The 24,543-nt window shown below is 66.4% G+C and carries 19 protein-coding genes; 6 read left to right on the top strand and 13 right to left on the bottom strand.

The genetic code is table 11. The features are described from left to right. On the top strand, positions 1-1,959 hold the full coding sequence (gene acs / locus AC13EK_RS20450) for an acetate--CoA ligase (protein WP_277788377.1): 1,959 nt from the start codon (positions 1-3) through the stop codon (positions 1,957-1,959). Between the two features lie 84 nt (positions 1,960-2,043). After that, complete coding sequence (locus tag AC13EK_RS20445; protein WP_069337364.1) at positions 2,044-4,377, top strand: TonB-dependent receptor; 2,334 nt, start codon at positions 2,044-2,046, stop codon at positions 4,375-4,377. A gap of 316 nt (positions 4,378-4,693) precedes the next feature. On the opposite strand, the gene AC13EK_RS20440 is transcribed toward AC13EK_RS20445, so the two are convergent. The 7 genes from AC13EK_RS20440 to AC13EK_RS20410 all read right to left on the bottom strand — a co-directional run bounded on the left by AC13EK_RS20440 (position 4,694) and on the right by AC13EK_RS20410 (position 10,167). After that, entirely contained in the window at positions 4,694-5,206 is a 513-nt protein-coding gene (locus tag AC13EK_RS20440; RefSeq protein WP_010338486.1) for a c-type cytochrome, read from the bottom strand. A gap of 12 nt (positions 5,207-5,218) precedes the next feature. Then, positions 5,219-5,764 (bottom strand): methylamine dehydrogenase light chain, encoded by a 546-nt coding sequence (locus AC13EK_RS20435; RefSeq protein WP_017498892.1) that lies wholly within the window; start codon positions 5,762-5,764, stop codon positions 5,219-5,221. 26 nt (positions 5,765-5,790) lie between these two features. Then, positions 5,791-6,393, bottom strand: a complete 603-nt coding sequence (locus AC13EK_RS20430) for a thioredoxin domain-containing protein (protein ID WP_069337363.1) — start codon at positions 6,391-6,393, stop codon at positions 5,791-5,793. A 7-nt stretch (positions 6,394-6,400) separates the two neighbouring features. Continuing rightward, the gene (locus AC13EK_RS20425; RefSeq protein ID WP_069337362.1) at positions 6,401-6,934 is read right to left on the bottom strand and encodes a MauE/DoxX family redox-associated membrane protein; all 534 of its coding nucleotides are present in this window, start codon (positions 6,932-6,934) and stop codon (positions 6,401-6,403) included. Positions 6,935-6,936: 2 nt separating this feature from the next. Continuing rightward, complete coding sequence (locus AC13EK_RS20420; protein WP_069337361.1) at positions 6,937-8,115, bottom strand: amine dehydrogenase large subunit; 1,179 nt, start codon at positions 8,113-8,115, stop codon at positions 6,937-6,939. A gap of 145 nt (positions 8,116-8,260) precedes the next feature. Beyond that, positions 8,261-9,439: an MFS transporter gene (locus AC13EK_RS20415; protein WP_069337360.1), complete on the bottom strand. Its 1,179-nt coding sequence runs from the start codon at positions 9,437-9,439 to the stop codon at positions 8,261-8,263. A 74-nt stretch (positions 9,440-9,513) separates the two neighbouring features. Then, positions 9,514-10,167, bottom strand: a complete 654-nt coding sequence (locus tag AC13EK_RS20410; RefSeq protein ID WP_004208329.1) for a TetR/AcrR family transcriptional regulator — start codon at positions 10,165-10,167, stop codon at positions 9,514-9,516. Positions 10,168-10,380: 213 nt separating this feature from the next. On the opposite strand from AC13EK_RS20410, the gene AC13EK_RS20405 reads away from it, so the two are divergent. Together AC13EK_RS20405 and AC13EK_RS20400 are read left to right on the top strand one after the other, a co-directional pair. Next, entirely contained in the window at positions 10,381-10,860 is a 480-nt protein-coding gene (locus AC13EK_RS20405; protein ID WP_048938458.1) for a c-type cytochrome, read from the top strand. Positions 10,861-10,963: 103 nt separating this feature from the next. After that, on the top strand, positions 10,964-12,835 hold the full coding sequence (locus AC13EK_RS20400; RefSeq protein WP_069337359.1) for a bifunctional sugar phosphate isomerase/epimerase/4-hydroxyphenylpyruvate dioxygenase family protein: 1,872 nt from the start codon (positions 10,964-10,966) through the stop codon (positions 12,833-12,835). Positions 12,836-12,841: 6 nt separating this feature from the next. Here the strand turns inward: AC13EK_RS20400 and AC13EK_RS20395 are convergent, their stop codons facing one another. The 6 genes from AC13EK_RS20395 to AC13EK_RS20370 all read right to left on the bottom strand — a co-directional run bounded on the left by AC13EK_RS20395 (position 12,842) and on the right by AC13EK_RS20370 (position 22,045). After that, the gene (locus tag AC13EK_RS20395) at positions 12,842-14,155 is read right to left on the bottom strand and encodes a carbohydrate porin (RefSeq protein ID WP_277788376.1); all 1,314 of its coding nucleotides are present in this window, start codon (positions 14,153-14,155) and stop codon (positions 12,842-12,844) included. Continuing rightward, positions 14,152-15,048, bottom strand: coding sequence for a shikimate dehydrogenase (locus AC13EK_RS20390; protein ID WP_069337357.1), 897 nt, complete (start codon positions 15,046-15,048; stop codon positions 14,152-14,154). Before AC13EK_RS20390 ends, AC13EK_RS20395 begins: the two co-directional genes overlap by 4 nt. 25 nt (positions 15,049-15,073) lie before the next feature. Continuing rightward, positions 15,074-16,429: an MFS transporter gene (locus tag AC13EK_RS20385; RefSeq protein WP_069337356.1), complete on the bottom strand. Its 1,356-nt coding sequence runs from the start codon at positions 16,427-16,429 to the stop codon at positions 15,074-15,076. A gap of 151 nt (positions 16,430-16,580) precedes the next feature. Continuing rightward, positions 16,581-17,486 carry a LysR family transcriptional regulator gene (locus AC13EK_RS20380; RefSeq protein WP_010338498.1) on the bottom strand — a complete coding sequence of 302 codons (906 nt, stop codon included), beginning with the start codon at positions 17,484-17,486 and terminating at the stop codon, positions 16,581-16,583. A 158-nt stretch (positions 17,487-17,644) separates the two neighbouring features. Then, the gene (locus AC13EK_RS20375; RefSeq protein ID WP_069337355.1) at positions 17,645-20,338 is read right to left on the bottom strand and encodes a TonB-dependent receptor domain-containing protein; all 2,694 of its coding nucleotides are present in this window, start codon (positions 20,336-20,338) and stop codon (positions 17,645-17,647) included. A gap of 72 nt (positions 20,339-20,410) precedes the next feature. Further along, complete coding sequence (locus tag AC13EK_RS20370; RefSeq protein ID WP_069337354.1) at positions 20,411-22,045, bottom strand: serine hydrolase domain-containing protein; 1,635 nt, start codon at positions 22,043-22,045, stop codon at positions 20,411-20,413. Between the two features lie 280 nt (positions 22,046-22,325). Here AC13EK_RS20370 and AC13EK_RS20365 point away from each other — a divergent pair, with 280 nt between their 5' ends. Together AC13EK_RS20365 and AC13EK_RS20360 are read left to right on the top strand one after the other, a co-directional pair. Further along, positions 22,326-22,991 carry a response regulator gene (locus AC13EK_RS20365; protein WP_010338501.1) on the top strand — a complete coding sequence of 222 codons (666 nt, stop codon included), beginning with the start codon at positions 22,326-22,328 and terminating at the stop codon, positions 22,989-22,991. Between the two features lie 27 nt (positions 22,992-23,018). Then, a complete protein-coding gene (locus AC13EK_RS20360; RefSeq protein WP_483022372.1) occupies positions 23,019-24,509 on the top strand; it encodes a sensor histidine kinase in 1,491 nt (496 codons plus the stop codon). Positions 24,510-24,543: the final 34 nt, after the last annotated feature.

Below are 24,543 nucleotides of genomic sequence, written 5' to 3'. Positions count from 1 at the left end.
ATGTCCGAAGACCTGTTTCCGATACCTGCCGACTGGGCGGCCCATGCCCGCATGAACCAGGCGGCGCGCGCCGCCGATTATCGCCGGTCGCTTGATGACGGTGATGCCTATTGGCTGGAGCAGGCGCAGCGGCTGGACTGGATCACGCCGCCGACCCGCGCGTCGGACAGCAGCTTCGACGAAGCGGATTTCGGTATCCAATGGTTCGCCGACGGCACGCTCAACGTGTCGGCCAATTGTCTCGACCGGCATCTGGCCGAGCGGGGCGACGTTACCGCGATCCTCTGGGAACCCGATGATCCGTCTGAAGCGCCGCGTAGCCTGACCTATCGTGAATTGCATGCCGAGGTCTGCCGGTTCGCCAATGTGCTCAAGGATGCTGGCGCACGCCGGGGCGACCGCATCACCATCTATATGCCGATGATCCCGGAGGCGGCGGTGGCGCTGCTCGCCTGCGCCCGGATCGGCGCGATCCACAGCGTCGTGTTCGGCGGCTTTTCGCCCGAGGCGCTGGCAGGCCGCATCACCGATTGCGATTCCAGCATCGTCGTCACTGCCGACGAGGGCCGGCGCGGCGGCAAGCGCGTGCCGCTCAAGGCCAATGTCGACGCGGCGCTGGCGCTCGACCATTGCACCAGCGTGCGCCGCGTATTGGTGGTGCGCGCAACCGGCGGGGCGGTGGCGATGCAGCCGGGCCGCGACAGCTGGTATGACGAGGCGATGGCCGGCGTCGCGCCCGATTGCCCGGCCGAGGTGATGAAGGCGGAAGACCCGCTGTTCCTGCTCTACACCTCCGGCTCCACCGGCAAGCCCAAGGGCGTGGTCCATTCGAGCGGCGGTTATCTGCTCTGGGCCAGCCTCACCCATGCGCTCTGCTTCGATTATCGGCCCGGTGACGTCTGGTGGTGCGCCGCCGATGTCGGCTGGGTCACGGGGCACAGCTATATCGTCTATGGTCCGCTGGCCAATGGCGCGACGACGCTGATGTATGAAGGCCTGCCGAGCTGGCCGACGCCCAGCCGCATCTGGGAGGTGGTCGACCGGCATCAGGTCCATACGCTGTTCACCGCGCCGACCGTGCTGCGCGCGCTGATGAAGGAGGGCGACCATCATGTCACGAAGACCAGCCGCGCGTCGCTCCAATTGCTGGGCAGCGTCGGCGAGCCGATCAATCCCGAAGCCTGGCGCTGGTATCATGGCGTCGCGGGCGAGGGGCGCTGCCCGATCATCGACACCTGGTGGCAGACCGAGACCGGCGGTGCGATGATCGCGCCGATGCCGGGCGCCACGGACCTGAAGCCCGGCAGCGCGACCTTTCCCATGCCCGGTGTCGAGGCGCAGATCGTCGATGGCGATGGCGTGGTGCAGGATGGCGCGAGCGAAGGCAATCTGGTGATCGCCCGGTCCTGGCCCGGCCAGATGCGCACCGTCTGGAACGATCATGAGCGTTTCTTCCAGACCTATTTCACCACTTTTTCCGGGAAATATACCACCGGCGACGGCGCACGGCGGGACGAGGACGGCTATTATTGGATCACCGGCCGGGTCGACGATGTCATCAACGTGTCGGGCCATCGCATGGGCACGGCCGAGGTCGAGAGCGCGCTGGTGCTGCATGCGACCGTGGCGGAGGCGGCGGTTGTTGGTATGCCGCACGACATCAAGGGGCAGGGCATCTATGCCTATGTCACGCTGAATGTTGGCGAGGAACCGAGCGAGGATCTGCGCCGTGCCCTGACCCAATGGGTGCGCAGCGAGATCGGGCCGATCGCCACGCCGGACGTGATCCAGTTCGCGCCGGGCCTGCCCAAGACGCGATCGGGCAAGATCATGCGCCGCATCCTGCGCAAGATCGCCGAGGGGGAGGTGTCGGCACAGGCGCTGGGCGATGTCAGCACGCTGGCCGATCCCAGCGTGGTCGCGGACCTGGTGCGCAGCCGCGCCGGGGTTGCCGCCTGATTTTCGCATGCGACCCAAGGTATAATGGAGGCGATCGCCGGCCCTCCCTAGCGTCCTTTCCATAAACAGAGATGGGAGTGGGATATGCGGGGCAAGGGCTGGCTTTGCGCGGGTCTGGCGGGCGTGGCGCTGATACCGGCGCTGGCATGGGCGGAAGAGCCCGATGCTGGCCCGGCACAGACGATCATCGTCACGGCGCCGGGCGGGGCGATCGATGTCGATGATGCACTGTCCATTTCCAGGCGGGATATCGGCGTCGGCGGCACGCCCGATCTGCTCGGCGCGCTGACCCGCAATATTGCCGGCATCACGCTGCAGGACGCGCAGAATAATCCCTGGCAGCCCAATCTTCTCTATCGCGGCTTCGTTGCCTCGCCGCTGCAGGGGCAGGCGCAGGGGCTGGCCGTCTATATGGACGGCGCCCGTTTCAACCAGCCGTTCGGCGATACCGTCCAGTTCGACCTGATCCCCGAGGCAGCGATCCGTAAATTGAGCCTGCTCGACGCCAGCCCGGTCTATGGCCTTAATGCGCTGGGCGGGGCGATCCTGCTGGAGACGAAGGACGGGCGCAGCGATCCGGGGCTGGAGGCGAGCGCGACCGGCGGCCGTTTCGGCTATGCCGAGGCGAGCATCGCTGGCGGTTTTGCGCGTGGCAATTTCAGTGCGTTCGGGGCGTTCCAGTATAGCCATGACGATGGTTGGCGGGATCATAGCCCGTCGCATCTCTATAATGGCTATGCCGACCTGGGTTTCGACACGGAGAAGGGCGGGCTGCACATGAAGCTGGTCGGGGCAAAGACCGACCTGACCGGCAATGGCGTATCGCCGGTCGAACTGCTGGCAGCGGACCGGCGCGCCGTCTTCACCTGGCCCGACAATAGCCGCAGCAGCTATGGCCGGATCAGCCTGCACCCCTGGGTCGCGCTGTCCGACACGACCCGGATCGAAGGGACGCTCTATGCCCAGCGGCTGACCTTGCGCACGGTCAATGGCGACGCCGCCGATATCGAGGGGTGCGAGGATGAGGATGACGCCGGGCTGCTCTGCCTGGAGACGGTGGGGAGCGATGATGACGGGGACGAGGCGCAGGCGGTCCTGACCGACGCGAACGGCAACGCCATTGCCGACAGCCTGGGCGGCGAGGGTTATGGCGTGCTTAACCGGGGGCGGACGCGGACCGATGCAATGGGCGCGCTGGTGCAGTTGATCGACGATCGGGCGCTGATGGGCGGGATCAATCATTTTGCGATCGGCATGAGTTACGACACCAGCCGCACCCGGTTCGACACATCGACCGAATTGGGGGCGATGACGGACGAGCGCAGCGTCGAGGGGCTGGGGTCGATCATCGTCCAGCCGGACGGCGCGATCGCGCCGGTCGGGCTGGTCGCACACACCGATTATTGGGGCGTCTTCGTGCAGGACCGGTTGCCGCTGGCGCCGGGGCTGACGGCGGAACTGGGGCTGCGCTGGAACCATGCGCGGATCGAATTGGTCGACCAGATCGGCACGGCGCTGAACGGGCGGCACAATTTCCAGCGGCTCAATCCCGGCGCGGAGCTGGACTATCGGGTTTCGGACGGGCTGTCGCTGCGGGTCGGCTATGCCGAGACCAACCGCGCGCCGACCCCGGCCGAACTGTCCTGCGCCGACGAGAATGCGCCGTGCAGCCTGACCAATTTCTTCATCGCCGATCCGCCGCTCAAGCAGGTGGTGGCGAAAAGCTGGGAGGCGGGCGGTTCGGGCCGCTTCGCTGTCGGTGGCTGGACCGCCGATTGGCTGCTCTCCGCCTATCGCACCGGCAATCATGACGACATCCAATATATCGCGTCGGACATTCGCGGTCGGGCCTATTTCCAGAATATCGGCAAGACCCGGCGCCAGGGTGTCGAGGCGTCGGTCAAGGCGGCGCGGGGCGGTTTCAGCGCGGGGTTGAGCTATGCCTTTACCGATGCGACCTATCGCAGCGCGCTGACACTGAGCAGCCCGGCCAATCCGGAGGCGAATGAGGACGGCACGATCGACGTCGGGAAGGGCGATCGGCTGCCCGGTATCCCTCGCCATAGTGCGACCCTCACGCTGGATTATGCTGGCACCTTGGGCGGTCAGCGCCGTTGGTCGATCGGCGGCGACCTGATCGCCCGGTCGGGCCAATATCTGGTCGGGGACGAGGCCAACCAGAATGCAAAAGTGCCCGGCTATCTGATCGCCAATATTCGCGCCGGCATCGACATCATCCCCGGCGTCACCCTGTTTGGCGAGGTTCGCAACCTGTTCGACCGCCATTATGCGACCTTCGGCACCTTTACCGAGGTGGACGAGATCGAACTGGAGGAGGCGCCGGGAGCGAGCGATCCCAGGGCCTATGGCGCGGGGGCGCCGCGCCGCTGGTATGCCGGGGTGAAGGCGAAATTCTGAAGCATGGTGGCGCCCGCGATCGGGCGCGCGTCTGCCGAAGTTCACAGTGTAAACGGCCTATTGGGGGTGTTTGCGCCTGTCGCGCACCTGCGAGGCGTCGGTAACGCGCCTGTGCCGCGCTGGGGGTAATGGGGGGAGGGGCATGGAAGCGCGTCGCCCTTGCCCCTGTCGCGCGCCCATGACGCGACAGCCGCGCGCCACATAGGCGCCTGCCACGCGCCGGGCGGCCGGGTTGGGCGAGGGGGAACAGCCTTTGTCGCATGGCGAGGGACAGATCAAAAAAGCGGCGTGTAGGACAGCGATGCCCGTGGCAGCGTTATCGCCCCGCCGACGGAAACATCTGCCGGAGCGAGGCGGGTGCATGGCATTTGCGGATCGCGGTTTCGACATGGCGGGCACGTTCGGCGGTCAGCGAGGCGGCGGACAGGGCGAAGCGGCGTTCATGGGCGACTTCCTCGGCGGTGAAGGGCGTGCTGCCCTGCGGCACGCTACCGCCGCCCAGGCCGAAGACGACGAAGTTCATCATGTCGGCCAGTTGCTGATTATCCTTGATCCGGCTGAGCGCGACATTGGGCAGGCGGATGAGATAGGCGCGGGTCTGGGGGGTGCAGAGGAACCAGCCGACCCGGCCGCGCAGTTCGGGCAGGGCTGCGGGCGCGGCACTGCCCTGCACCCCGTGGCAGCCGCCGCAATTTTCGACATAGTCGGACCGGGCGAGATCGGGATCGGTGATCGCGCTGGGCAGCAGCCCCATCGGCGGCAGCGCGGCGCGGCCGATGCCGACCGCGCCGAGCAGCGCCAGCGATCCGATCAGCAGCGCATGCCGCATGCCCTGCCGGCCTCAGCTGGCCGCGCCGACCAGCACGGCGGTCGAACAATGATATTCCATGCTGCTGGTGCCGAAGCACCAGATCACGTCATTGTTGAGCTGGGGCATGTAGAGCTGGGTTTCGCGGTCGGTATTGTCGCAGCCGCACTGGCCGCAGGCTGGCTTGCCGCAACAGTCGCGATAGGCGATCAGATAGGCCTTGCCGTCGTCCGGGTTGATGCAGGTGCCAACCCAGGAAACGGGCGAGGGCTCCGCGCCCGCCGGGCAGCTGTGGATGCCGCCGCCGCAGCAGGTGCACAGCGCGCCGTCGATCGCGCAATAGCGCCAATAGTCGCACTTGGTCTCGTCCTTGCTCTGCGCAGTGCGGGCAAAGGCGGTCTTGGCCTCGGGCGAGCGGTCGGGCTTGGCCGCTTCGGCGCGGCTGACCGGCAGCAGCGGGAAGGCGGGCGCGGCGACCAGGGCGGCCCCCAGGCGCGAGAGCATCGAGCGGCGGGATGTCCCCCCGGCGAGGCGCCGCAGCAGCTTTTCCCCCATGGCGTCGGCGTCGAACTTCTTCATGTCACGGACCCCCTTTGAACTTGCGATCAGGCCGCCTGGGCTTTGAGCGAACCGATATAATCCTGCACCGTGGCGATTCCCATTTCATGGGCGACGACCAGGCTTTCGAGATGCTCGCGGCTGTTGACCAGCCCCTTGGACAGGATGGTGCCCTCGGCATCGAGCAGCACGGCGAAAGGCAGCTTGGCGACGCCATAGGCCTGGCCCGCCTCCGGCCCGTTGACGAAGGCATAGCCCTCCAGCCCGTGCTGGGCGATCATCGCGCGCTGGGCGGCGACATCATCGTCGCCCACGAAGGTCAGCGCGACCCGCTCGTCCCGCGCGAAGGATTTGGCCATCGGGATGATATTCTTGCACAGTGGGCATTGGGCGGAGACGAACATCAAGAGGCGCAGCGCCGTGCCATGGGCATGGCCGCCGATCGTGACGGGCGCGCCGTCGATGGTGCGGGTATCGATCTTGACGATGGCGTCGCCCACCGCTGGGCCGCCGCTGGTGGCGAGCGCGCCGGCGGGCGCGACGCGGATATGCAGCACGCCGACCTGCCGCGCGACCGCCAGCAGGGCGATGCCGAGCGCGAAGATTGCGACCCAGGACAGGATCTGCGCGATGATGAGCGAGGTCAGCATAGGTCTTCTATCTCCGGTAGGCGGCGGCGGGCGTGGCGATCAGCGCCAGGATGGCGCCGAGCAGATGGAAGGCGAGGAACAGGGCGATGCCGCCAGCGGCCGCGGTGGCAATGTCCAGCGCGGACAGCGGCGGGGCGGGCAGCAGGCGCGGCGCGACCAGCGCGACCAGCAGCAGGTTGCGGATCACCAGCGGCCAGCCGATCGGATGGCGTAACTGTGAACGTCCACAGCCGCAGTCGATATGGCTGCGCCCGCGCGCGATGTTGATCGCCATCGCTCCGGCAAAGAGGCTAAGCAGCAGCATGGCGAGCAGCACCGGCACCGGGGCAAGGCCGGCGATCAGCGTGGCGCCGATGGCGATCTCCGCCAGTGGCAGCAGGGTCGCGGCAGGCGCGACCAGCGCGGGCGGCAGCAGCCGGTAATTGGCGATCACGCCGGGCAGCAGGATGCGGTGGCGCAGCTTCGATACGCCCGCCTGCAACAGGATGAGGCCGATCCCGATGGCAGCCGCCAGCGCGGCGATCGCCAGGCCCTGCGCCATGGTCAGGACGGGTCCGCGACCGTGATGGTGCTGCCGCCGGCCTTCTCTATCTTGTGCTTTTCTTCCCAGGTGGCGAGGTCGATGACGAGGGCGGTGCCCTTCTCGCCGTCCATGATGAGCAGCGGCTTGTCCGACTGGGTGACCTCGATATTGTTCATGGGCTCTTCCAGCGGGCGGCGCTTCACCACCTTCTGCGTGGCGAGATCGACTTCCCAGACTTCCGTGCCGGACGCCTTGTGCGACCAATATTCGCCCATGTGCATCAGCACGAACAAATGGCCGGTCGCGCGGTGCAGCGCCATCGGCTGGCGCCCGCCCGGATACCAGTTCAACTCCAGCGGCTTGGTTTCGCCGGGGCGGATGCCGGCGGCGGCCTGGATCGAGAAGGGCGCGGAGATGGTCGGCGCCGGGCCAAGCTTCGCGGTCCAGATCTGGCCGGTGTAGCTGAGGAAGGTCGTTTCCTTCTTCTTCCGGTCATAGGTGAAATTGTCGAAGATCGGATCGTCGGTGGCCGAGAAGAAGGGCGCGCTATGGGTGATATCGGCCTTGCTGCCAGTCAGCTTCACGGTGGCGAGTGACCCGTCGGCGCACAGCGCGGAAAAGCCGACGCCCGGATTGGGCATCATGCTGGCGCAGCCGGGCAGTTCGACATTGGCGACGAACTTGCGCTTCACCAGGTCGACGATGTTCACCGAGGAGGCGGGGCTGAGATTATAGACGAAGCCGGTCTTGCCATCGTCGCTGATGATGAAGTTGTTCTTGCGCGATCCGATCAGGATACGGTCGGGAATGGTGATTTCGGTGACCAGTTTCAGCTCGCGCGTGTCATAGACCGACACCATGTCCTGCCGCGTGCCGCGATCGCCCTTCGACCAGATGGTTTCGGCGACATAATAATATTGGCCGGCCGGATCGATCGCCATGTCAGCGAGGCGCCGGGTTTCGACCATGCCCACCATCTTGCCGGTCTCGCCGTCGAAGATGCTGGTGCCCGGCATGTCCCATCCGCCGTCGACGAAGAACCAGTTGGGCTTGGGCGGCTCCATCGTCACGACATCGGACGTTTCCGGCTCCAGCGCGGCCGTGGTGTCGGCGGGCGCGGCTTGGGCGGTGATGGCTGCGCACAGGGCGAAACCCATGGCGGCGGTGGCGAAAAATCCCCTGACGGCGGCGCTCGACATCTGGCGTGATCCCCCTTGATCGGTGCGGCGGCGCTGGACTCATCTGGTCCGCGTTTCGCCGCTGGAATGAAGGCTGGACAAGTGTCAAGGATTGGTCAAGAGGGTGGAGAGGCTTCCCGCAAAATATTTTTGCGCCGCAGCAAAGCTAAGCGATAATCTCGTGAACGCCCTCGATCCGGGGCAGGCGCAGCCTGTCGGGTGCGGCAGCGACCAGCAGCGCGAAACAGCCGCCGGTGAGCGCGACCAGCGCGCCATCGACCAGCCCCTGCTGCCCTAACCCATCGGACAGCAGCGATCCCGCCACCGGCCCGGCGATCATGCCCAGGCTATGGACGCAGGCGACGAAGCGGCGGAACAGCGGGCTGCCGCCACCCGCTGCCGTGGCAAGGCCGGAAAAGCGGATGATGGTGGCGGTCGACCCGATATTGAGCAGGCCGATCGCCAGGATGAACAGGGTCGGTGCGCCAGGGCGAGTGAGGGCGAGCGGGGCGAGCAGGCAGAAGGCGCACAGCAGGCCGGTCATCGGCAGCGGCACGATGCTCTGTTCGCGCATCAGCGCGATCGCAGTCAGCGCGCCGATCACCGACCCGATCGCCACCGCCTCGCCGATCACGCTGTCGTCGATGCCGGCGGCCAGCGCCAGCGCGCCGGAAAAGCTCCAGATCATCATGGTGGCGGCGATGAAGCAGAACAGGGCAACGGCCAGTGCCCAGGCGCGCGGCGGGGTGGGCGCGCGTTCATTGGCGTCGCCGGTGGGCGTCTGCGCCGGATCGGCGGCCGGCATCAGCAGGCTGAGCAGCAGCACGCCGATCGGTGCGAGCGCCAGCAGGCGCAGCGCAGCGGCCGGCCCGGCGCTGTCGCCGATCGCCGGTAGTGCCAGCGCGACCAGGGTGGACAGCAGCAACTGGACCAGGAAGACGGCGGCATAGGCGCCGGTCGGGCGCTGCGAGGCGGCGGCGCTCATCGCATGGGTATAGGCGACGCCCATGCCGACGCCGAACAGGCCGCGCGCGACGACCAGCGTTGCCAGTTCGTCGAGCGCCGGGGTGATCAGGCTGGCGGCCAGCGCGATCAGCGCAGCAAGAGCAGGCGCGCCGGCAGGCAGGTGCGCGCCGCGCCAGACCAGGATCGCGCCGAGCGCCATGCCGCCCTGGGTCGCGCCGACGATCCAGCCATGATCGGACGGATCAAGCCCGGTGGCGGCGGTCAGCAGGGTCAGGAAGACGGGATCGATGCCGGGCTGCAGCAGCGCGAGCGCGGCGGCGGCGATGCAGGCGATGGTCCGGTCCGGCGCCCATCCGGGCAATATACGGCTTTGCGTCATGATGGCCCCCACAGCATGAACGAGCGCCGGTGGCGCCCCTGCCGTTCAGACCATCTCTCCCCCTTGGGGCGGCGTCAGGCCGCTTCTGTCATCAGCCCTGCAAGATCGCGCGAAGTCACCGTCTTGGCAAGATGCACGAACGACATTGCGGCGAGCGCGGTAAAGACCGGCATCTTGGCCGCCCAGGGCTTCTGATGCCCCAGGAACGGCGTCGATCCTTCCATCGACGCGCTGATGAACAGGGCGACGCTATGCACCTCGTCCGGGGACAGGGCGGGATTGATCTGCGCCACATATTCGCCGATCACCTCATGCACCTTGCTGTAGAACAGGCGCACCCGGTCGGCGACGAACTCGCTCTGGTTGGCGAGCGCCCAGAGTTCGGTGAACAAATGGGTGGTGCGCTTGGTCTGGATATCCTCCAGGCACAGGATGATGACCAGCTTGAGCCGTTCCTCGGCGGTCAGGCCGGGCTTGCGCACCATCTCCTCCAGCAGCTTGTCATAGGATTCCAGCATCTCGTCCAGCATCACCTGGATCAGCATTTCCTTGCGCGGGAAATGATAGCTGACATTGCCGACCTTCATGTCGCAGCGCGCGGCGATGCGGCGCAGCGTGAAGGCATCGGCACCCTCGTCGATCAGCACGTCCAGCGCCGCCTTGAGGATCTGGTCCACCGTTTCGGACCCGCGGGCATAGATGCCGGGCCGTGAGGGAGCGAGTATCATATCACATCTGCCTTGACGGTCCTCCTACCACGGCGCGGCGCGGTTCGCCACCCTTTGCGCATCGCTCGCAACTGCGGGCTTGACGAATATTTGAAGACTGTCCAGTATTCGCGCATCCACATAATCTTGGGAAGAGGCGTGAAATCCGGTGCGGCACCCTGGCGGGAGCGGCTTCCGCGGCAAACGTCCATATGTGCGGGGACATTTCAGGCGATGATTCAGGGTATCAAGCGCGTCATATTCTCTCTGCTGGCGGTTGCGGCGGTAGGTTTGCCGGGGGCGGCGCAGGCGACTGGTCCACAGACCTTCGCCAATCGCTGCTCCATGTGCCATCAGCCCTCGGGCGCGGGCCTGCCGGGCCAGTTTCCACGCCTCAATGGTCGGGTGGCACAGATCGCGACCAGTCCGGAGGGGCGGCGCTATCTCGCCATGGTGCTGCTCTATGGCATCTATGGCCCGATCACCGTGGACGACAGGAAGATCACCGGCCTGATGCCGGGCATGGGCACCATGTCCGACCAGGATATTGCCGATGTGCTGAACCATGCGGTGTCGCTCAAGAAGGCGGCAAAGCCCGCCGCGCCCTTCACCGCGGCGGAGGTCGCCAAGGTGCGCGCCGGCGGCAAGCAGACCGCGGCGCAGGTCGCGGCCGAGCGCGGCCGGCTGGCGGGCAAGGGACTGATCCCGTCCTGATCCGGGCGGCCATCCTATAACTCCATGCTATGGGATAGTCGGTCTTGAGCGGTTAAATGGCGGTGCCGGGCTGTGGGATAAGGGGGCTTCAAGGAGATCCCCCATGTCCAACGCCATCGCCACCGTCTCGCTGCGCGGCACGCTCGAAGAGAAATTGCGCGCCGCTGCCGCGGCCGGCTTCGCCGGGGTCGAGATATTCGAGAATGACCTGATCGGGTCGGAACTGGCGCCGCGGGACGTGCGGCGCATGCTGGACGATCTGGGCCTGGCCTGCATGCTCTACCAGCCCTTCCGCGATTTCGAGGGGATGCCGGGCGCGCTGCGCCAGCGCGCCTTCGACCGGGCCGAGCGAAAGTTCGATCTGATGGGCGAACTGGGCACCGATCGCATCCTGGTCTGTTCCAACTGCTCGCCCGCCTCGCTGGGGGAGCGGGAACGGATCGTCGACGATTTCCGGGACCTGGGCGAGCGGGCCGCCAGGCGCGGCATATTGGTGGGCTATGAGGCGCTGGCCTGGGGCCGGCATGTGTTCGATCATCGCGATGTCTGGTCGATCGTAGAGCAGGTCGACCATCCCCATATCGGCATCATCCTCGACAGCTTCCATTCGCTGTCGCGCAAGATTCCGAGCGACAGCATCCGGGCGATACGCGGCGACAAGATCGTCTTCGTCCAGCTGGCCGATGCGCCGCTGCTCGACATGGACCTGCTCTATTGGAGCCGCCATTTCCGCAACCTGCCGGGGCAGGGCGGGCTGGATGTCGCCGGCTTCGTCGCGGAGATATTGGCCACTGGCTATGACGGGCCGTTGTCGCTGGAAATCTTCAACGACCGGTTCCGCTCCAATGCGGCGACGCTGGTGGCGGAGGACGGGCATCGTTCGCTCGACTATGTGCGCGACGCGGCGCTGCGGCAGTTGGGACGCCCGTCGACCATGCCCGCGCCGGAGCCGGTGCTGGGCGCCGAGTTCGTGGAATTCACCGCCGCCAGCTCCGATTCCGCGCGGCTGGGCCGCACGCTGGCGACGCTGGGCTTCAGCCTTGCCGGCGAGCATCGTCAGAAGAAGGTGACACGATGGCGTCAGGACGGCGTCAACCTGGTCGTCAATGCCGAGCCCAAGGGCTTTGCCAGCGCCTATCGTGCGGCGCATGGATCGTCCATCTGCGCGATCGGCGTGCGGGTGAGGGACAAGGCGGCGGTGCAGGCGCGCGCGGCGGCGCTGGGGATCAAGGCCTATAGCGCGGAAGGCCGCCCCGGCCGGATGGCGATGCCGGCGCTGCGCGGGGTCGGCGGCAGCCTGGTCTATCTGATCGACGATAATGAGGTCGAAGGGCTGTGGGCGCGCGAGTTCCAGGCGATCGAGGCCGAGCCCGATGCGCCGGTCCATGCCCATGGCTTCGACCATCTCGCTGCCGTCGTTCATAATGACGAATTCCTGTCCTGGCAGCTTTACTGGCGTGCCCTGTTCGGGCTGGAGGCCAAGGCGGCGCAGGATGTGATCGATCCGTCGGGACTGGTGCATAGCCAGGCCTTGCAGGCGCCCGACGGCGCGTTCCGCGTGACACTCAATGCGTCGGACGCGCGCGAGACGCTGTCGTCCCGCTTCCTAGACCAGGGGATTGGCGGCGGCTATCAGCATGTGGCGCTGGCGACCGACGATATCTTCGCGACCGCGCAGGCACTGCGCGATGAGGGCGCGGCGGTGCTGACCATCCCGGCCAATTATTATGCCGACATCGCCGCCCGCTTCGGCTTTGACGATGCGCTGGTGGCGCGGATGCAGGCGCTGGGCATCCTCTATGACGAGGATGCTGATGGTCACGGCTTCTGGCAGCTCTACAGCCGCGCCTTCGACAAGCTGTTCTTCTTCGAGTTCGTCCAGCGCGATAGTGGCTATACGGGCTATGGCGCACCCAATGCCGGCGTCCGGCTGGCCGCACAGAACCGGTTCCGCGACGAGAATCCGGTCGATTGAGCGGGGTCAGAGGATCAGCTTGATCGTCATGCCGGCCACCACCGCATCGGGATAGCGGCTCGTCGCCCCGACGCGGTGGATATATTGGAGGTTGGGGCGCAGCAGCAATGCACGGGTCGCCTGCCAGCCATAGAAGATTTCACCGCTTGCTTCCCAGCGCTGCGGATCGACATCCTGTCCCAGCATCTGCTGGTCGCGCTGCCGATCGTCTATGCGCGGATTGACCCTGGCATAGACGAGGCCGAGGCCGAAATTGTCTCTGGGCCGACTATCCCACAGGCCGCGCGCGACGAAGCCGCCGCTCAGGAACAGGGGCACGCGTGCGGTCGCCCGGTCGGACAGGGTCATGGTGCCGAACAGCGACAGGCCGCGTTCGCCGGGGCCGAAGCGGACGATCATCTTCTCCGCCATCGCCCAGGCGCTCCACCGTTCGCGCCGGGTGGCCGGGGCGAGGCCGGACAAGGCGTAGGAATCGCCATTGGCGTCGGCATAGACATCGGGCTTGTCGGTCGTGTCGATGAGGCCGCCGAGCCGGACCAGGCCGGGCAACTGTCCCTCGCCCTGGCCCGATTTCCAGCCCAGTTCGACCGGCAGGACGACACTGTCGAAACGCGGCGCCAGTTGCCAGCCATTGCCGGTCTGGGCGCGGATGCTGTTCACTTCGAAGGCGGCGACGCTGATGCTCAGCCCATGGCCGATGTCCTGCCGGGCGCGGATACCCCAGCGCGGGATCGGGAAGCCGGAAAAGCCGCTATTGTAGAAAAGCGTGGTCGGGCGAGGGCAGAAGGCGAAATTCTGGAACTGGCAGCCCGAGGGCAAGGTCGCGAAATCGTCGCCCGTATGATAGAGGCCGATCTTGAGCGCGGTCCGGCCGCCGTTCAACTGCTGCTCATAGCTCAGTTCCGCCGGGCGCAGATCCTGCCCGCCGCCGAACAGTTCCTGCACCTCGAACAGATTGCCGATGCGGGTGGCGGTCAGATCCTGTCCCTTGCGATGGATGATCGTCGCGATGATCTTCCCGCCTGAAAGGCCGAACGCCTTGCCGGTGTCGACGACCGCCGATGCCAGCAATTGCTGGGTATAGGCCGCGCCCTGATCGCGGCCGCCGCTGATCGAGGCGGCGCTTTCGGAGACATAGGAGAAGGTGAGGTTGATGCCGCTGTCCTTCAGCCGCGTGCGCCAGCCGGCCTGGGGCGCGGCCGGCGGCGGTGGCGGGGGCGTCTGTGGTCCGGCGGGCGGCCCCTGCAATTGCGGGGCGGGCTTCACCGCTTCGGCGACCTGGACGGGCAGGACGATGGCGGGCGGGCTGTCGGCGATCATGGCGCGACAGCCGCATCGGTCGCGCGGGCGAAGTCCGCCAGCATGCGGTCGCTGTCCGGCGCGACCCCTGTGAACAGGGCGAAGGCATGGGCCGCCTGCATCACCGCCATGCCGCCGCCGGTCAATATGGCGCAGCCCTTCGCCTGCGCCGCCACCAGCAACGGGGTGTGCAGCGGGAAATAGATGATGTCCGACACCCATTGATCGGGCGTCAGCAGATCGGGATCGAAGGGCAGGCCGGGATGGCTGAGCATGCCGATCGGGGAGGTCTGGACCACGCCATCGGCGTCCTCGATGGCATCGGCCGCATGGGCCATGGCCTGCACCCGCGCCGCCGGGAAGAGCGCGCCAAGCCGATCGGCCAGCGCCGCCGCTCGGTCCTGTGCCGGATCGACGATGGCAAGATGCGTCGCGCCAAGGTCGAGATGGGCGTAGCCGACCGCTGCCGCCGCGCCGCCAGCCCCGATCATCGCGATCCGGCCGCGCGGGCGATCGGCAAGGCCGGCGAGGAAATGGGCGCGATAGCCCGACCAGTCCGTATTGTCGCCATGGGCCTGGCCGTTGCGGAACAATATGGTGTTGACCGCGCCCAATGCCCGCGCCGCGTCGGACAGGCTGTCGAGCAAGGGGATGACCGCCTGCTTGAAGGGATGGGTGACGTTGATCCCGTCAAAGCCCATCGCCCCCAGCATCGGCAGCAGGCGGGGCAGGTCGTCCGCGCCATAGCCCATCCGATCGGCATCAAGGATGCGGTAGACGAGGGTTAGGCCGAGCGCCTTTGCCTCCGTCTCGTGCATGTGCGGGCTGCGCGATCCGGCGATCCCCTGGCCGATCAGGCCGCAGAGAATGGACGCGCGGGGGCGATCCGCGACGGGCGCGGGGGACTGGAACATGGCATTATCCTTGGAAGAGGGGCGGTCAGTCGGCCTTGGGCAGGCGGATCATCGCGGCGCAGATGCCCGCGATGACGGCCGGCACCGCGAAGACACCGAAGATGACAGGCAGTGAGACTTTCGCCGCGAGCAGGAAGCCGCCCAGCATCGGCCCGATCACCGCACCGATCCGGCCGACGCCCATGGCCCAGCCGATGCCGGTGCCGCGTGCTTCGGGCGGATAGAGGCTGGCGGCGAGCGGGTAGCAGCCGTTGAAGCCGCCCTGGACGAAGACGCCGATCAGGAAGGCGGTGGCGAGCGTCGCGACCAGTGGCATGGCGACCGATCCGAACAGGACCAGCGTGACGGCTGCGGCCGACATATAGCCCAGGATCAGGCGGCGCAGGTCGAAATGGGTGCCGGCGATGCCGATCAGGGTCACGCCGACAAAGGCGCCGATATTGTAGATGGCGCCGGCATAGATGGCGTCCTTGGCCGGCAGGCCAGCTTCGACCGCCAGCTTGGGAATCCAGCTGATGACGAAATAGAGTGTCATGAAGCCCGAGATGGTGGCCATCCACAGCAGGATGGTGCCGGTCGCGCGGCCATCGGTCAGCAGGCCGCGCACGCCGGCCTTGTTGGCTTCATGCACCTTCCTGGCGGGCAGCGTATCGACCGCTGGCTGGCCCATCGAGCGGAGCAGGCGGTTGGCCTTTTCCAGCGCGTCCTTGGGCTGGCGGGTCAGCAGGAAGTCGATGCTTTCGGGCAGCAGCAGCCAGACGAAGGGCAGGGACAGGGTGCAGAGGATCGCCGCGCCCAGCAGCATCGCCTGCCAGCCATAGATGGGCAGCAGGTTGGCGACGACGAAGCCGGTGATGGTGGCGCCGACCGGATAGCCGGCCTGGAGGAAACCGACCGCGAAGGTGCGGTGCCGGGGCGGGGCATATTCGGCGGTCAGCGCCGCCATGCTGGCCAGCACCGTGCCGATGCCGATGCCGACGATGAAGCGGCTGACGATCAGTTCGCCGATATTGGCGGCCATGGCCGAGCCGAACATGGCGCCGGCCATCATCACCAGCGAGGCGAGGATCAGCTTGCTGCGGCCGAACCTGTCGGCCATCGGCGCGATCAGCAGGCCGCCGGCGGCCATGCCGGCCAGCCCGGCGCTGAACACCACGCCCAGCCGTTCGGGCGTCACCTGCCAGTCGGTCGACAGGGCGGGGGCGATATAGGACAGGATCAGCACGTCCATGCCGTCGAGCATGTTGAGGATGAAGCAGATGGCGACGACCAGTATCTGGCGCGCGGTCCATAGGCTGTCCGACGCGACGGGCGCAGCCTGGCCGTCAACGGTCACATAGGGCCGCACGGACACGCTGCCGGTGGCGGAATAGCTGGCCATCTCGAATAATGCCTTTCATCCTCTCGCGGCGCCCTGCGCCCTTGCCTTGCTTGTCCGGTGGCCTGTCGGCTTCTATTCTGCGGATGGCTATGCCTCATCCATTCAATAGGTAATTTCCACCGCTCCAGATGCGCTTCGCTATATCGCTATGTTATGGCTTTGGCGGGCGCGGCAGGGCGAGCATCGCACTGCGGGCAATCTCCTCGAAGGTTTCGCCGATGATGGCGCGCGGCGATTCCATATTGCGGTTGATATAGACCGGAAGCACGCCGGGGTCTTCAAATTCCAGGAAGCGGACGGTGTCGGCATGCGGCTGCATCGCGGTGAAGCTGTCGACCAGCGCCACGCCCATGCCGTTGGCGACGAAGGCGACTGCGGTTTCGGCGAAGCGTATATAGGTGGAAACGTCCGGCTCCTGCCCGGCGCGGGCGAACATGTCGGCGATGATCCGGCCATGGGGGGTGTCGGGGCGGAAGGATTGCAGTTGCGCGCCGGCAAGGTCCGCCACGCCGATCCGGTCGCGGTCCGCCAGCGGATGATGGCTGGGCACGGCGCAGACCATGCGCCCGGCGCCGATCCGGCTGGACAGGATATTGGGATGATCGATTGGAAAGACGGTCAGCGCATATTCGCCGCGCTGGAGCGCGAGATAATCGATCGCCTGCTCGACCGAGAGAATGTCGAACTGGATGGTGAGGCCGGGATAATTGGCGCTGAGGCGGGCCAGCATCTGGGGCAGGATCGAATGGCCGAGCGAGGGCGATGCGCCGACGCGAAAGGTCTTGTCCTCCCCCTTGGCCAGCCGGCGGATGACATGGGCGAGATCGTCGAAGCCCTTGTAGATGCGCTCGATCTCCTCGAACAGCACGCCGGCTTCCTGGGTCGGCACCAGTCGGCCGCGGGTGCGGTCGAACAGGCGGAACTGCAGCCGGTCTTCCATATGGCCGAGCATCCGGCTGAGGCCGGGCTGGGACGTGCCGAGCATCCGCGCGGCGCCGCTGACCGTCTTGGTAATCATGACGGCGCGGAAAATTTCTATCTGTCGAACCGTGAGCATCGAACGTCCATGATCCTGCACCGGATGGATAGCGCGTGCTAGCCCAGCGGGGCGGCGCATGAAAGCCCGCCGCGTGCGTGCCGGTCGTTCGAAGGCGGATTTTCAATGTGCGCGGGCAGAGGGCAAGGGGTTGCCCGCGCACATCGATCAGCCAGGGATCAGAAGCGAACCTTGGCACCGACGGTCATGTAACGGCCGATCGTGTCATAATGGATCGCGCCATAGGTGGTCAGCGGCGGATCGCGGTCGAACAGATTGTTGACGTTGGCGAACAGGGTGAACTTGTCGACATTCACCTGGGCGCCGAGGTCGACATAGACACGGGCGGCGATGTCGTTGTTGGCGATGTCCAGCGCATGGTTGAACTTGCCGCCGCCGACATAGCGGACGCGGGCGTCGACCGAGACGTCCTGGCTGCTGTAGTTGATCGACCCGGTGGCGCGCCAGTGCGGCGTGCCGAAGCTGACATTGTCGCCCACGTCACCGGCGCGGTCGACGCTGGTCATGCCGTCGTTGATCAGCACCTTGTCGACATAGGTGGCGAGGCCCCGGAAGCGCATCGTGCCGCCCAAGCCGCCGCTCACCTTGCTTAGCGGCAGGGTGTAGCTGGCCTCGATATCCACGCCGGCGGTCTTGTATTCGGCCAGGTTGATATAGGTGGTGTAGATGGTGGTGGGGGCACCGGCAGTGTCACGCACGATCTGGCTGCACAGGTCGGTATTGCCGTTGGCGCAACCGCTGATGACGTCCTGTGCGCCCAGCGAGGTAATCGCGTCCTTGAGCTTGATGTTGTAATAGTCGACCGACAGGTTGAAGCCCGGCAGGAAGGTCGGCGTGAACACCGCGCCGGCGGTCAGCGTGCTGCCGATTTCCGGCTTCAGGTTCGCATTGCCGCCGCCATAGCGGGTGATCGAGTAGGTGCTGCCATTTTCCGCGACCGTGGTGAAGCTGGTCGTGGTGGTGGTGTAGAGTTCCGCCAGGCTACCCGAGCGGATGTCACGCGACCGCGACACGCGCAGCAGCAGATTGTCGAAGATGCGATCGGTCACACCCAGCTTCCACGACCAGATGCCACCGCTGGTGCTGTAACGGCTGTAGCGGGCCGCGCCGTTGACATCGAGCTTGCTGAACGGCTGGTCGAGCAGCGGGATGGCGACTTCGCCGAACGCTTCCTGGACGTTGAACCCGCCGTCGAGCGGCGAGAAGTTGAAGCGGCTGAAGCCCTTGGCGGCCGAGGTGGCGTCGAGGCTGTTGGTGACCTGCTCTTCCCAGCGAGCTTCCGCACCGAAGGCGACCGAAACCGGGCCGGCCCAGGTGGAGAAGGGATCGCCGCGCAGGCTGGCACCGGCGCTGTCGAGCTTGGAGGTGTAGACGACGCGGGCGACATTGCCGAACACATAGTCGATCGCGTCCTGGCTGGCGGCGCCTTCGCCCAGGATGTTGAGCGGGCGGCAGGCGGTCGTCGGATCGGTGAGCGCGGTGCGGCAGACGATATTGCCGCTGCTGTCGGTCACGGCATCCAGCGCGGCGGTCAGGTTCGCGCCGGTGATCTGGTTGTCATAGCTCTGCATGTTGCGGTTTTCGCCATGGCTGTAATAGGCCGAATAGCGCCATTTGCCGTCCGCGAAGCTGCCATCGACGCCGATCGCGCCTTCCACATTCTGGCGATAATAGCCGAAGGTGCGATAGCCATAATCCTCGAAGAAGCGGCCAACCTTGATGCTGGTCTCGCCGGCGGCGGCGAGCTGATCGCGGATCGACTGCGACAGATAGGGATTGCTGGCCGACAGGGTGTAGGTGCCATTTTCCGCATAGAAGGGATATTTGGCCCAGATGCGGCTGTAGCTGCCGTCCGCCCAGAAGGTGGCGTCGCCCACTTCAAAGCTGGCGCGGGCATAGCTGTTGACGCGCTGATAGGGGTTGGTCAGCGCATATTCGTCGTTGGTGGCCACGCCTTCGCCGCCGACCATGGTCGAACCGCTGATCTGGCTGCCATATTGGAAGGCGCGCAGCGTGCCGTCCGAATTGAAGGTCTGGCCCTTGAGCGTGCCCGAGGTGATCAGGCCGCCGAGGCTGGTGGTCGAGCTGTTGACGTCGCGCACCAGGATATAGTCATGGTCGCCGGTGGTGGGCGAGAAGAGGTTGGCGCTGCCGACATTCTTGCGCGAATTGCGGTCCAGAATGCCCTCGTCATTCTGATATTCGGCGCCGATCATGAAGTGGCCGCGACCGTCGGCGAAGTGGGTGCCGAAGGTGCCGTCGAAGCTGTAGCGATAGCCATCGCCGCGCGACGACACGCCGTTCTGCGCGCCGATGGTCAGGCCTTCCAGATCATCGTCGAGCATGATGTTGACGACGCCGCCGATCGCGCCCGAGCCCCAGGCTGCGCTGGCGCCGCCGGTGACGATCTCGACCCGCTTCACCAGGCCCTGCGGCACGGTGTTGAGGTCCGACGAGCCGGTGAAGCGGCGGTTGTTGAGCAGGGTCAGGGTGCGGGTGACGCCCAGGCCGCGAAGGTCCATCGCCGACGAGGAGGAGTTGGTGTTGGCGACGGTGCTGGCCGGCGACTGGGTCGCGCGGAACTGCGGCAGGTCGTTGAGCACCTGCGCGATGCTGGGGCGGGCGCCCTGGCGCAGTTCGCTCTCGCCCACGACGGTGGTCGGGGTGGGCGCGTCGAAGCCCTTGCGGTCGATGCGCGAACCAGTGACGACGATCGAACCGGCGTCATCGTCGGCGGCGGGCGTGCTGTCCTGTGCCATGGCGACCTGCGCCGTGGCGAGCGACAGGACCAGGGCGGCCCCGGCGCTGCCCGCCATCAGCAGGCGGCGAAATCCAGTGTCTTCAATACGCATTTCCAATAGTCCCCTTTTGCTCTTGCTTTGTTGTGGCCGCGACCCGAGCGGCTCTTGTGTGATGGCTGAAAATCAGTCGGCGACGCGGCGGAAGGCGACGTCGTAGGCACGCCCTTCGCCAAAGCGCAGCGCGGTGACCGCGCCCGATGCGTCGCGTTCGAACTTGACGGTGATGCGGCCGGCGCCCGGCGCGGCCTCGCCGGTGAAGACGTCGGCATAGGCGGGGCTGAGCGGCGTGTTGTACCAGCGCGGGCCGCTATAGGTCAGCGTGTTGCCCTGCTGCTTGAAGCTGAGGCAGGCGAAGGTGTCGACGCCGCAGAAACGGCCGACATAGGGCTTGGCGTCGAAGGCGGTGACGGCATCGACCTTGCGATAGGCGATCTTCTCGCCCTCGCGATGTTCCAGCGTCAGGCCGGTCTTGCCGAAGGCGAAGATATCCTCGCGCTGCGCCCAGCGGCCCGGACCCACCGGGGTCAGCACCCGGCCGTCTGCGCGCAGATTGCCCTTGTCGTCGCTGTCGAAGCGGACCGGGAAGCCGGTCATGCCGTCGGCATAGGTGCCCGAGGGCAGTGGTCCCTTGGGGGTATAGACCTTGGCCTTGTAGGCGGGCAGGAAGATGTCGGCGACATCGCGGCCCAGCACCGGCGTATCGGCATTGCCGCTATTGCAGAGCAGCGACACGGCGAGCTTCTGCTGCGGATAGCGGGCCATCCAGGCGCGATAGCCGCCGGTCGAACCGCTGTGGCTGACTTCCTGCTGGCCATGATGGTCGAGATTCACGAGCGCCAGTGCATAGGCGATCGGCGTGCCGTCATTCAGCTTGGTCGGCGTCTGCATTTCGGCGGTGAAGCCGGCGCCGAACGTGTCGGCGTCGAGCGCCGCCTGCCACTTCACCAGGTCGCCGACCGTGGTCAGCAGGCCGCCATTGCCATAGGCGTCCTCGATCACCTGGTCGTTGCGATAGACGCCATCGTCGAATTCATAGGCGCCGGTGCGGCCCGGCACGACATCGCCATGGTCGTCGCGCCAGCGGGTGTGGGTCATGCCCAGCGGCTTGAAGATATGATCCTGGGTGAAGTCGGCGAGCGACTGGCCGCTGACCCGCGCGACGATGATGGCGAGCAGGTTATAATTGCTGTTGCTGTAGAGATAATGGCTGCCGGGCGCGAAGTTCAGTTCCTTCTGGCGCGCGACGATGTTCAGCATGTCCTGATTGTCGGCGGTGCGGCTGTTGCGCGGCCAGCCCTCGATCGCGGCGACCGAACCCCAGTCGCGCAGGCCGCTGGTGTGGTGCAGCAGGTGGCGGATCGTGACCGGGGTGCCGTAATCGGGCATTTCCGGCACGACCTTGCGGATGTCATCGTCCAGCGACAGCTTGCCGGCATGGGCCAGCATCAGGGTCGCGGCGGCGGTGAACTGCTTGGAGTCCGATCCGGCCTCGAAGATGCTGTCCGGGGTGAGGGGGACGCCCAGTTCCAGGCTGGCCATGCCATAGGCGCGGGTGGCGATCGCCTGGCCATTGCGCGAGACGGCGACGGCGCAGCCGGGGGCGGTCTTGCTGTTCCAGCGCGCAAACAGCGCGTCGAGACGGGCGAGCGACGCGGCATCAGCCGGGGCCGGGCTGGCCGATTGCGCCATGGCGGCAGCGGGCAGTGCCGCAGCCATGCAGATGAGCGCCCCCGCGAGCGAGGACCGAACGGTCGTCATATCAATGTTCCCCTTGTGCGCCCGAAGCGCTCTTGTCGCGCTGCGATCTGTTTTTTTCCGGCGGCGCGTACGGCGGAAAATCCGTCGTCGTCCGTCTTTCCTGGCGAGTCCTAACCGGAGTCGCTGTCACGAACCTGACACAGAGAGGGGTGAGGCGGCCGATCTTGCAATCAACGGCAAGATAAGGGCTTTTTATTTGGTATTTGCATTCCTGCTGCGGATGCGTATCGCAATTTAATGTCGATCGAGGGTGCCTGCCGGGATCGGTAGGAGTGCTGTAATGCGTTTGTTGCTGGTGGAAGATGATGAGCGTCTGGCGCGGGGGATCATGGCCTCGCTGGAAGGCGCGGGCTTTGCCGTCGACATATTGACCAGCGGCGAGGATGCGCTGCGGCTGGCCGATCAGGAACCCTATAGCGCGATCATCCTGGACCTGGGCCTGCCCGATCTGGACGGCCTGGAAGTGCTGAGCCGGCTGCGCGCGCGCGGCGCGCGGACGCCGATCATCATCCTGACCGCACGCGACATGATCGACGACCGGATCAATGGTCTGGATCGCGGCGCCGACGATTATATGGCCAAGCCGTTCGATCCGCGCGAACTGGAATCGCGGGTCCGCGCGCTGGTGCGGCGCAGCCAGGGCACGCTCGATCCGGTGCTGCGCATCGGCACGCTGACCTTCGACCGGTCCAGCCGCACCGTCTATCTGGAAGGCAGCATGATCGACCTGCGCCGACGCGAACTGGCGGTGCTCGAAACGCTGATGGGCCGGCCGGGCAAGGTGGTGGCCAAGGAAAGGCTGTCGGCCGAAGTGTTCAACTTCGACGATGCCGTCACGCCCAATGCGCTGGAGGTCTATGTCGGCCGCCTGCGCCGCAAGTTGCAGCCGTCAGGCCCGTCGATCCGCACGATCCGCGGTCTGGGCTATATGATCGAAGCGGCCTGAGCGCCGGACTGATCGACCGCCACACACATGCGCAGATTGTCTTCCTCGCTGCGGCTGCGCCTGACGGGCGCGGTGATGATGCCGCTGACGGCGCTGGTGCTGGTCTTTTCCGTCATCACCGCACTGGTCAATCACAATACCGAGGCGGACACGGTCGATCGGGTGCTGGTGGGGTCGGTCCGCACGCTCAGCCTTGCCTATAACAGCCCGCCGGCCGACCAGAAGCGGCTGGTGCCGCTGGTCATCCACCTGCTCCAGCGCCGCGCCCGCCCGGTCATGCATTACAGCGTCTATCGTGGCGACAGGCTGGTCGCCGGCGATCCCAGCCTGAAACCGCCCGCCGATTATCGCGCGGACTGGGACGGCGTGACCGATCGCCATCCGCCCGCGACCTTCAAGAATGCCTATCGCAAGACGCCGCTGGTGCGCGGCTATCTCGATCCGGCGGACGCCCATTATGTCACCCAGGCGGCCTATCTGCGCAGCGGCACGCTGCACGGCAAGCCGGTGCGGATCGCGACCGAGATGCGCCGCGCCTATGGCGATGACAGGCTGATCGCGATCCAGATTGCCGACTATCTGGATGATCGGTCCGCCTATGAACGGCTGTTCCTGCGCCAGGTGCTGCTGGTCGGCGTCGCGGTGCTGCTGGTCACCGGGCTGCTCTTCTGGTGGGCGATCCGCTGGGGACTGCGGCCGCTGTCGGACCTGACGGGGCAGGTGGAGGCCGCCCGGCGCGAGGCGTCGCCGGCTTTCCGCATGGAAATGGCGGACGCCACGCCGGTCGAGATCAAGCCGTTCGTCGCGGCCTTCAACGGGCTGATGGCGCGGCTGGAGCGGGCAACCAATTCGCTGCGACAGTTCACCTCCAACGCCTCGCACCAGATGCGCACGCCGCTCGCCGTGGCGCGGGTCCATCTCGACGTGCTCGATCGCTATGGCGCGGCCTCGCCCCAGGGCAAGGCGGCGTTGCAGGATATTCCCCACGCCATCGACAGCCTCGAACAATTGCTGCGCCAGCTGATCGCGCTCGCCCGCAGCGAGGAGGATGGCGACATGCGCATGGGACCGTTCGACCTGTCCGAAGTCGCCGCGGACGTGATTGCCGATCGCGCCGCCCAGGCGCCGGCCGATATCGAGATCGGCTATGACAAGGCGATGGTCGGTCCGGCCATGGCGGTCGGCCAGCCGGGGCTGGCGGCGGAACTGATCGGCAATCTGCTCGACAATGCGATCCGATACAACCGGCCGGGCGGCACGGTGACCGTCCACCTCTATCGCCGTGACGGGCAGGCGATGGTCGATATCGACGATGATGGTCCGGGCATTCCGGAGGCCCAGCGCGAGAAGGTGTGGGACCGTTTCTATCGCTTGCCGGGCAACAGCGCGACGCCGGGCACCGGCCTTGGCCTGCCGATCGCCCGCGCTCTGGCCGACCGGATGGGCGCGCAGATCAGCCTGGCCGACGGACGGACCGGTCGGGGGCTGTGCGTCACCATCGCGTTTCGCGCGGAATAGATCCAGCGAACAGAAAAGCCTGTCCCGGCGACAG

Source organism: Sphingobium sp. L-44 (assembly GCF_056859495.1).
The sequence above is the reverse complement of the archived record's forward strand: the minus strand, read 5'-3'. Positions and strand labels throughout refer to the sequence as shown.

Excerpts from the sequence above, each read along its gene's own strand:
- AC13EK_RS20380 (WP_010338498.1), bottom strand. The coding sequence starts at position 17,486 with ATGCTCACGGTTCGACAGATAGAAATTTTCCGCGCCGTCATGATTACC.
- AC13EK_RS20360 (WP_483022372.1), top strand. The coding sequence starts at position 23,019 with ATGCGCAGATTGTCTTCCTCGCTGCGGCTGCGCCTGACGGGCGCGGTG.
- AC13EK_RS20430 (WP_069337363.1), bottom strand. The coding sequence starts at position 6,393 with ATGCTGACCTCGCTCATCATCGCGCAGATCCTGTCCTGGGTCGCAATC.
- AC13EK_RS20390 (WP_069337357.1), bottom strand. The coding sequence starts at position 15,048 with ATGTTCCAGTCCCCCGCGCCCGTCGCGGATCGCCCCCGCGCGTCCATT.
- AC13EK_RS20445 (WP_069337364.1), top strand. The coding sequence starts at position 2,044 with ATGCGGGGCAAGGGCTGGCTTTGCGCGGGTCTGGCGGGCGTGGCGCTG.
- AC13EK_RS20440 (WP_010338486.1), bottom strand. The coding sequence starts at position 5,206 with ATGCGGCATGCGCTGCTGATCGGATCGCTGGCGCTGCTCGGCGCGGTC.
- AC13EK_RS20415 (WP_069337360.1), bottom strand. The coding sequence starts at position 9,439 with ATGACGCAAAGCCGTATATTGCCCGGATGGGCGCCGGACCGGACCATC.
- AC13EK_RS20365 (WP_010338501.1), top strand. The coding sequence starts at position 22,326 with ATGCGTTTGTTGCTGGTGGAAGATGATGAGCGTCTGGCGCGGGGGATC.
- AC13EK_RS20375 (WP_069337355.1), bottom strand. The coding sequence starts at position 20,338 with ATGCGTATTGAAGACACTGGATTTCGCCGCCTGCTGATGGCGGGCAGC.
- AC13EK_RS20435 (WP_017498892.1), bottom strand. The coding sequence starts at position 5,764 with ATGAAGAAGTTCGACGCCGACGCCATGGGGGAAAAGCTGCTGCGGCGC.
- AC13EK_RS20420 (WP_069337361.1), bottom strand. The coding sequence starts at position 8,115 with ATGTCGAGCGCCGCCGTCAGGGGATTTTTCGCCACCGCCGCCATGGGT.
- AC13EK_RS20410 (WP_004208329.1), bottom strand. The coding sequence starts at position 10,167 with ATGATACTCGCTCCCTCACGGCCCGGCATCTATGCCCGCGGGTCCGAA.
- AC13EK_RS20370 (WP_069337354.1), bottom strand. The coding sequence starts at position 22,045 with ATGACGACCGTTCGGTCCTCGCTCGCGGGGGCGCTCATCTGCATGGCT.
- AC13EK_RS20385 (WP_069337356.1), bottom strand. The coding sequence starts at position 16,429 with ATGGCCAGCTATTCCGCCACCGGCAGCGTGTCCGTGCGGCCCTATGTG.
- AC13EK_RS20395 (WP_277788376.1), bottom strand. The coding sequence starts at position 14,155 with ATGATCGCCGACAGCCCGCCCGCCATCGTCCTGCCCGTCCAGGTCGCC.
- acs (WP_277788377.1), top strand. The coding sequence starts at position 1 with ATGTCCGAAGACCTGTTTCCGATACCTGCCGACTGGGCGGCCCATGCC.
- AC13EK_RS20400 (WP_069337359.1), top strand. The coding sequence starts at position 10,964 with ATGTCCAACGCCATCGCCACCGTCTCGCTGCGCGGCACGCTCGAAGAG.
- AC13EK_RS20405 (WP_048938458.1), top strand. The coding sequence starts at position 10,381 with ATGATTCAGGGTATCAAGCGCGTCATATTCTCTCTGCTGGCGGTTGCG.
- AC13EK_RS20425 (WP_069337362.1), bottom strand. The coding sequence starts at position 6,934 with ATGGCGCAGGGCCTGGCGATCGCCGCGCTGGCGGCTGCCATCGGGATC.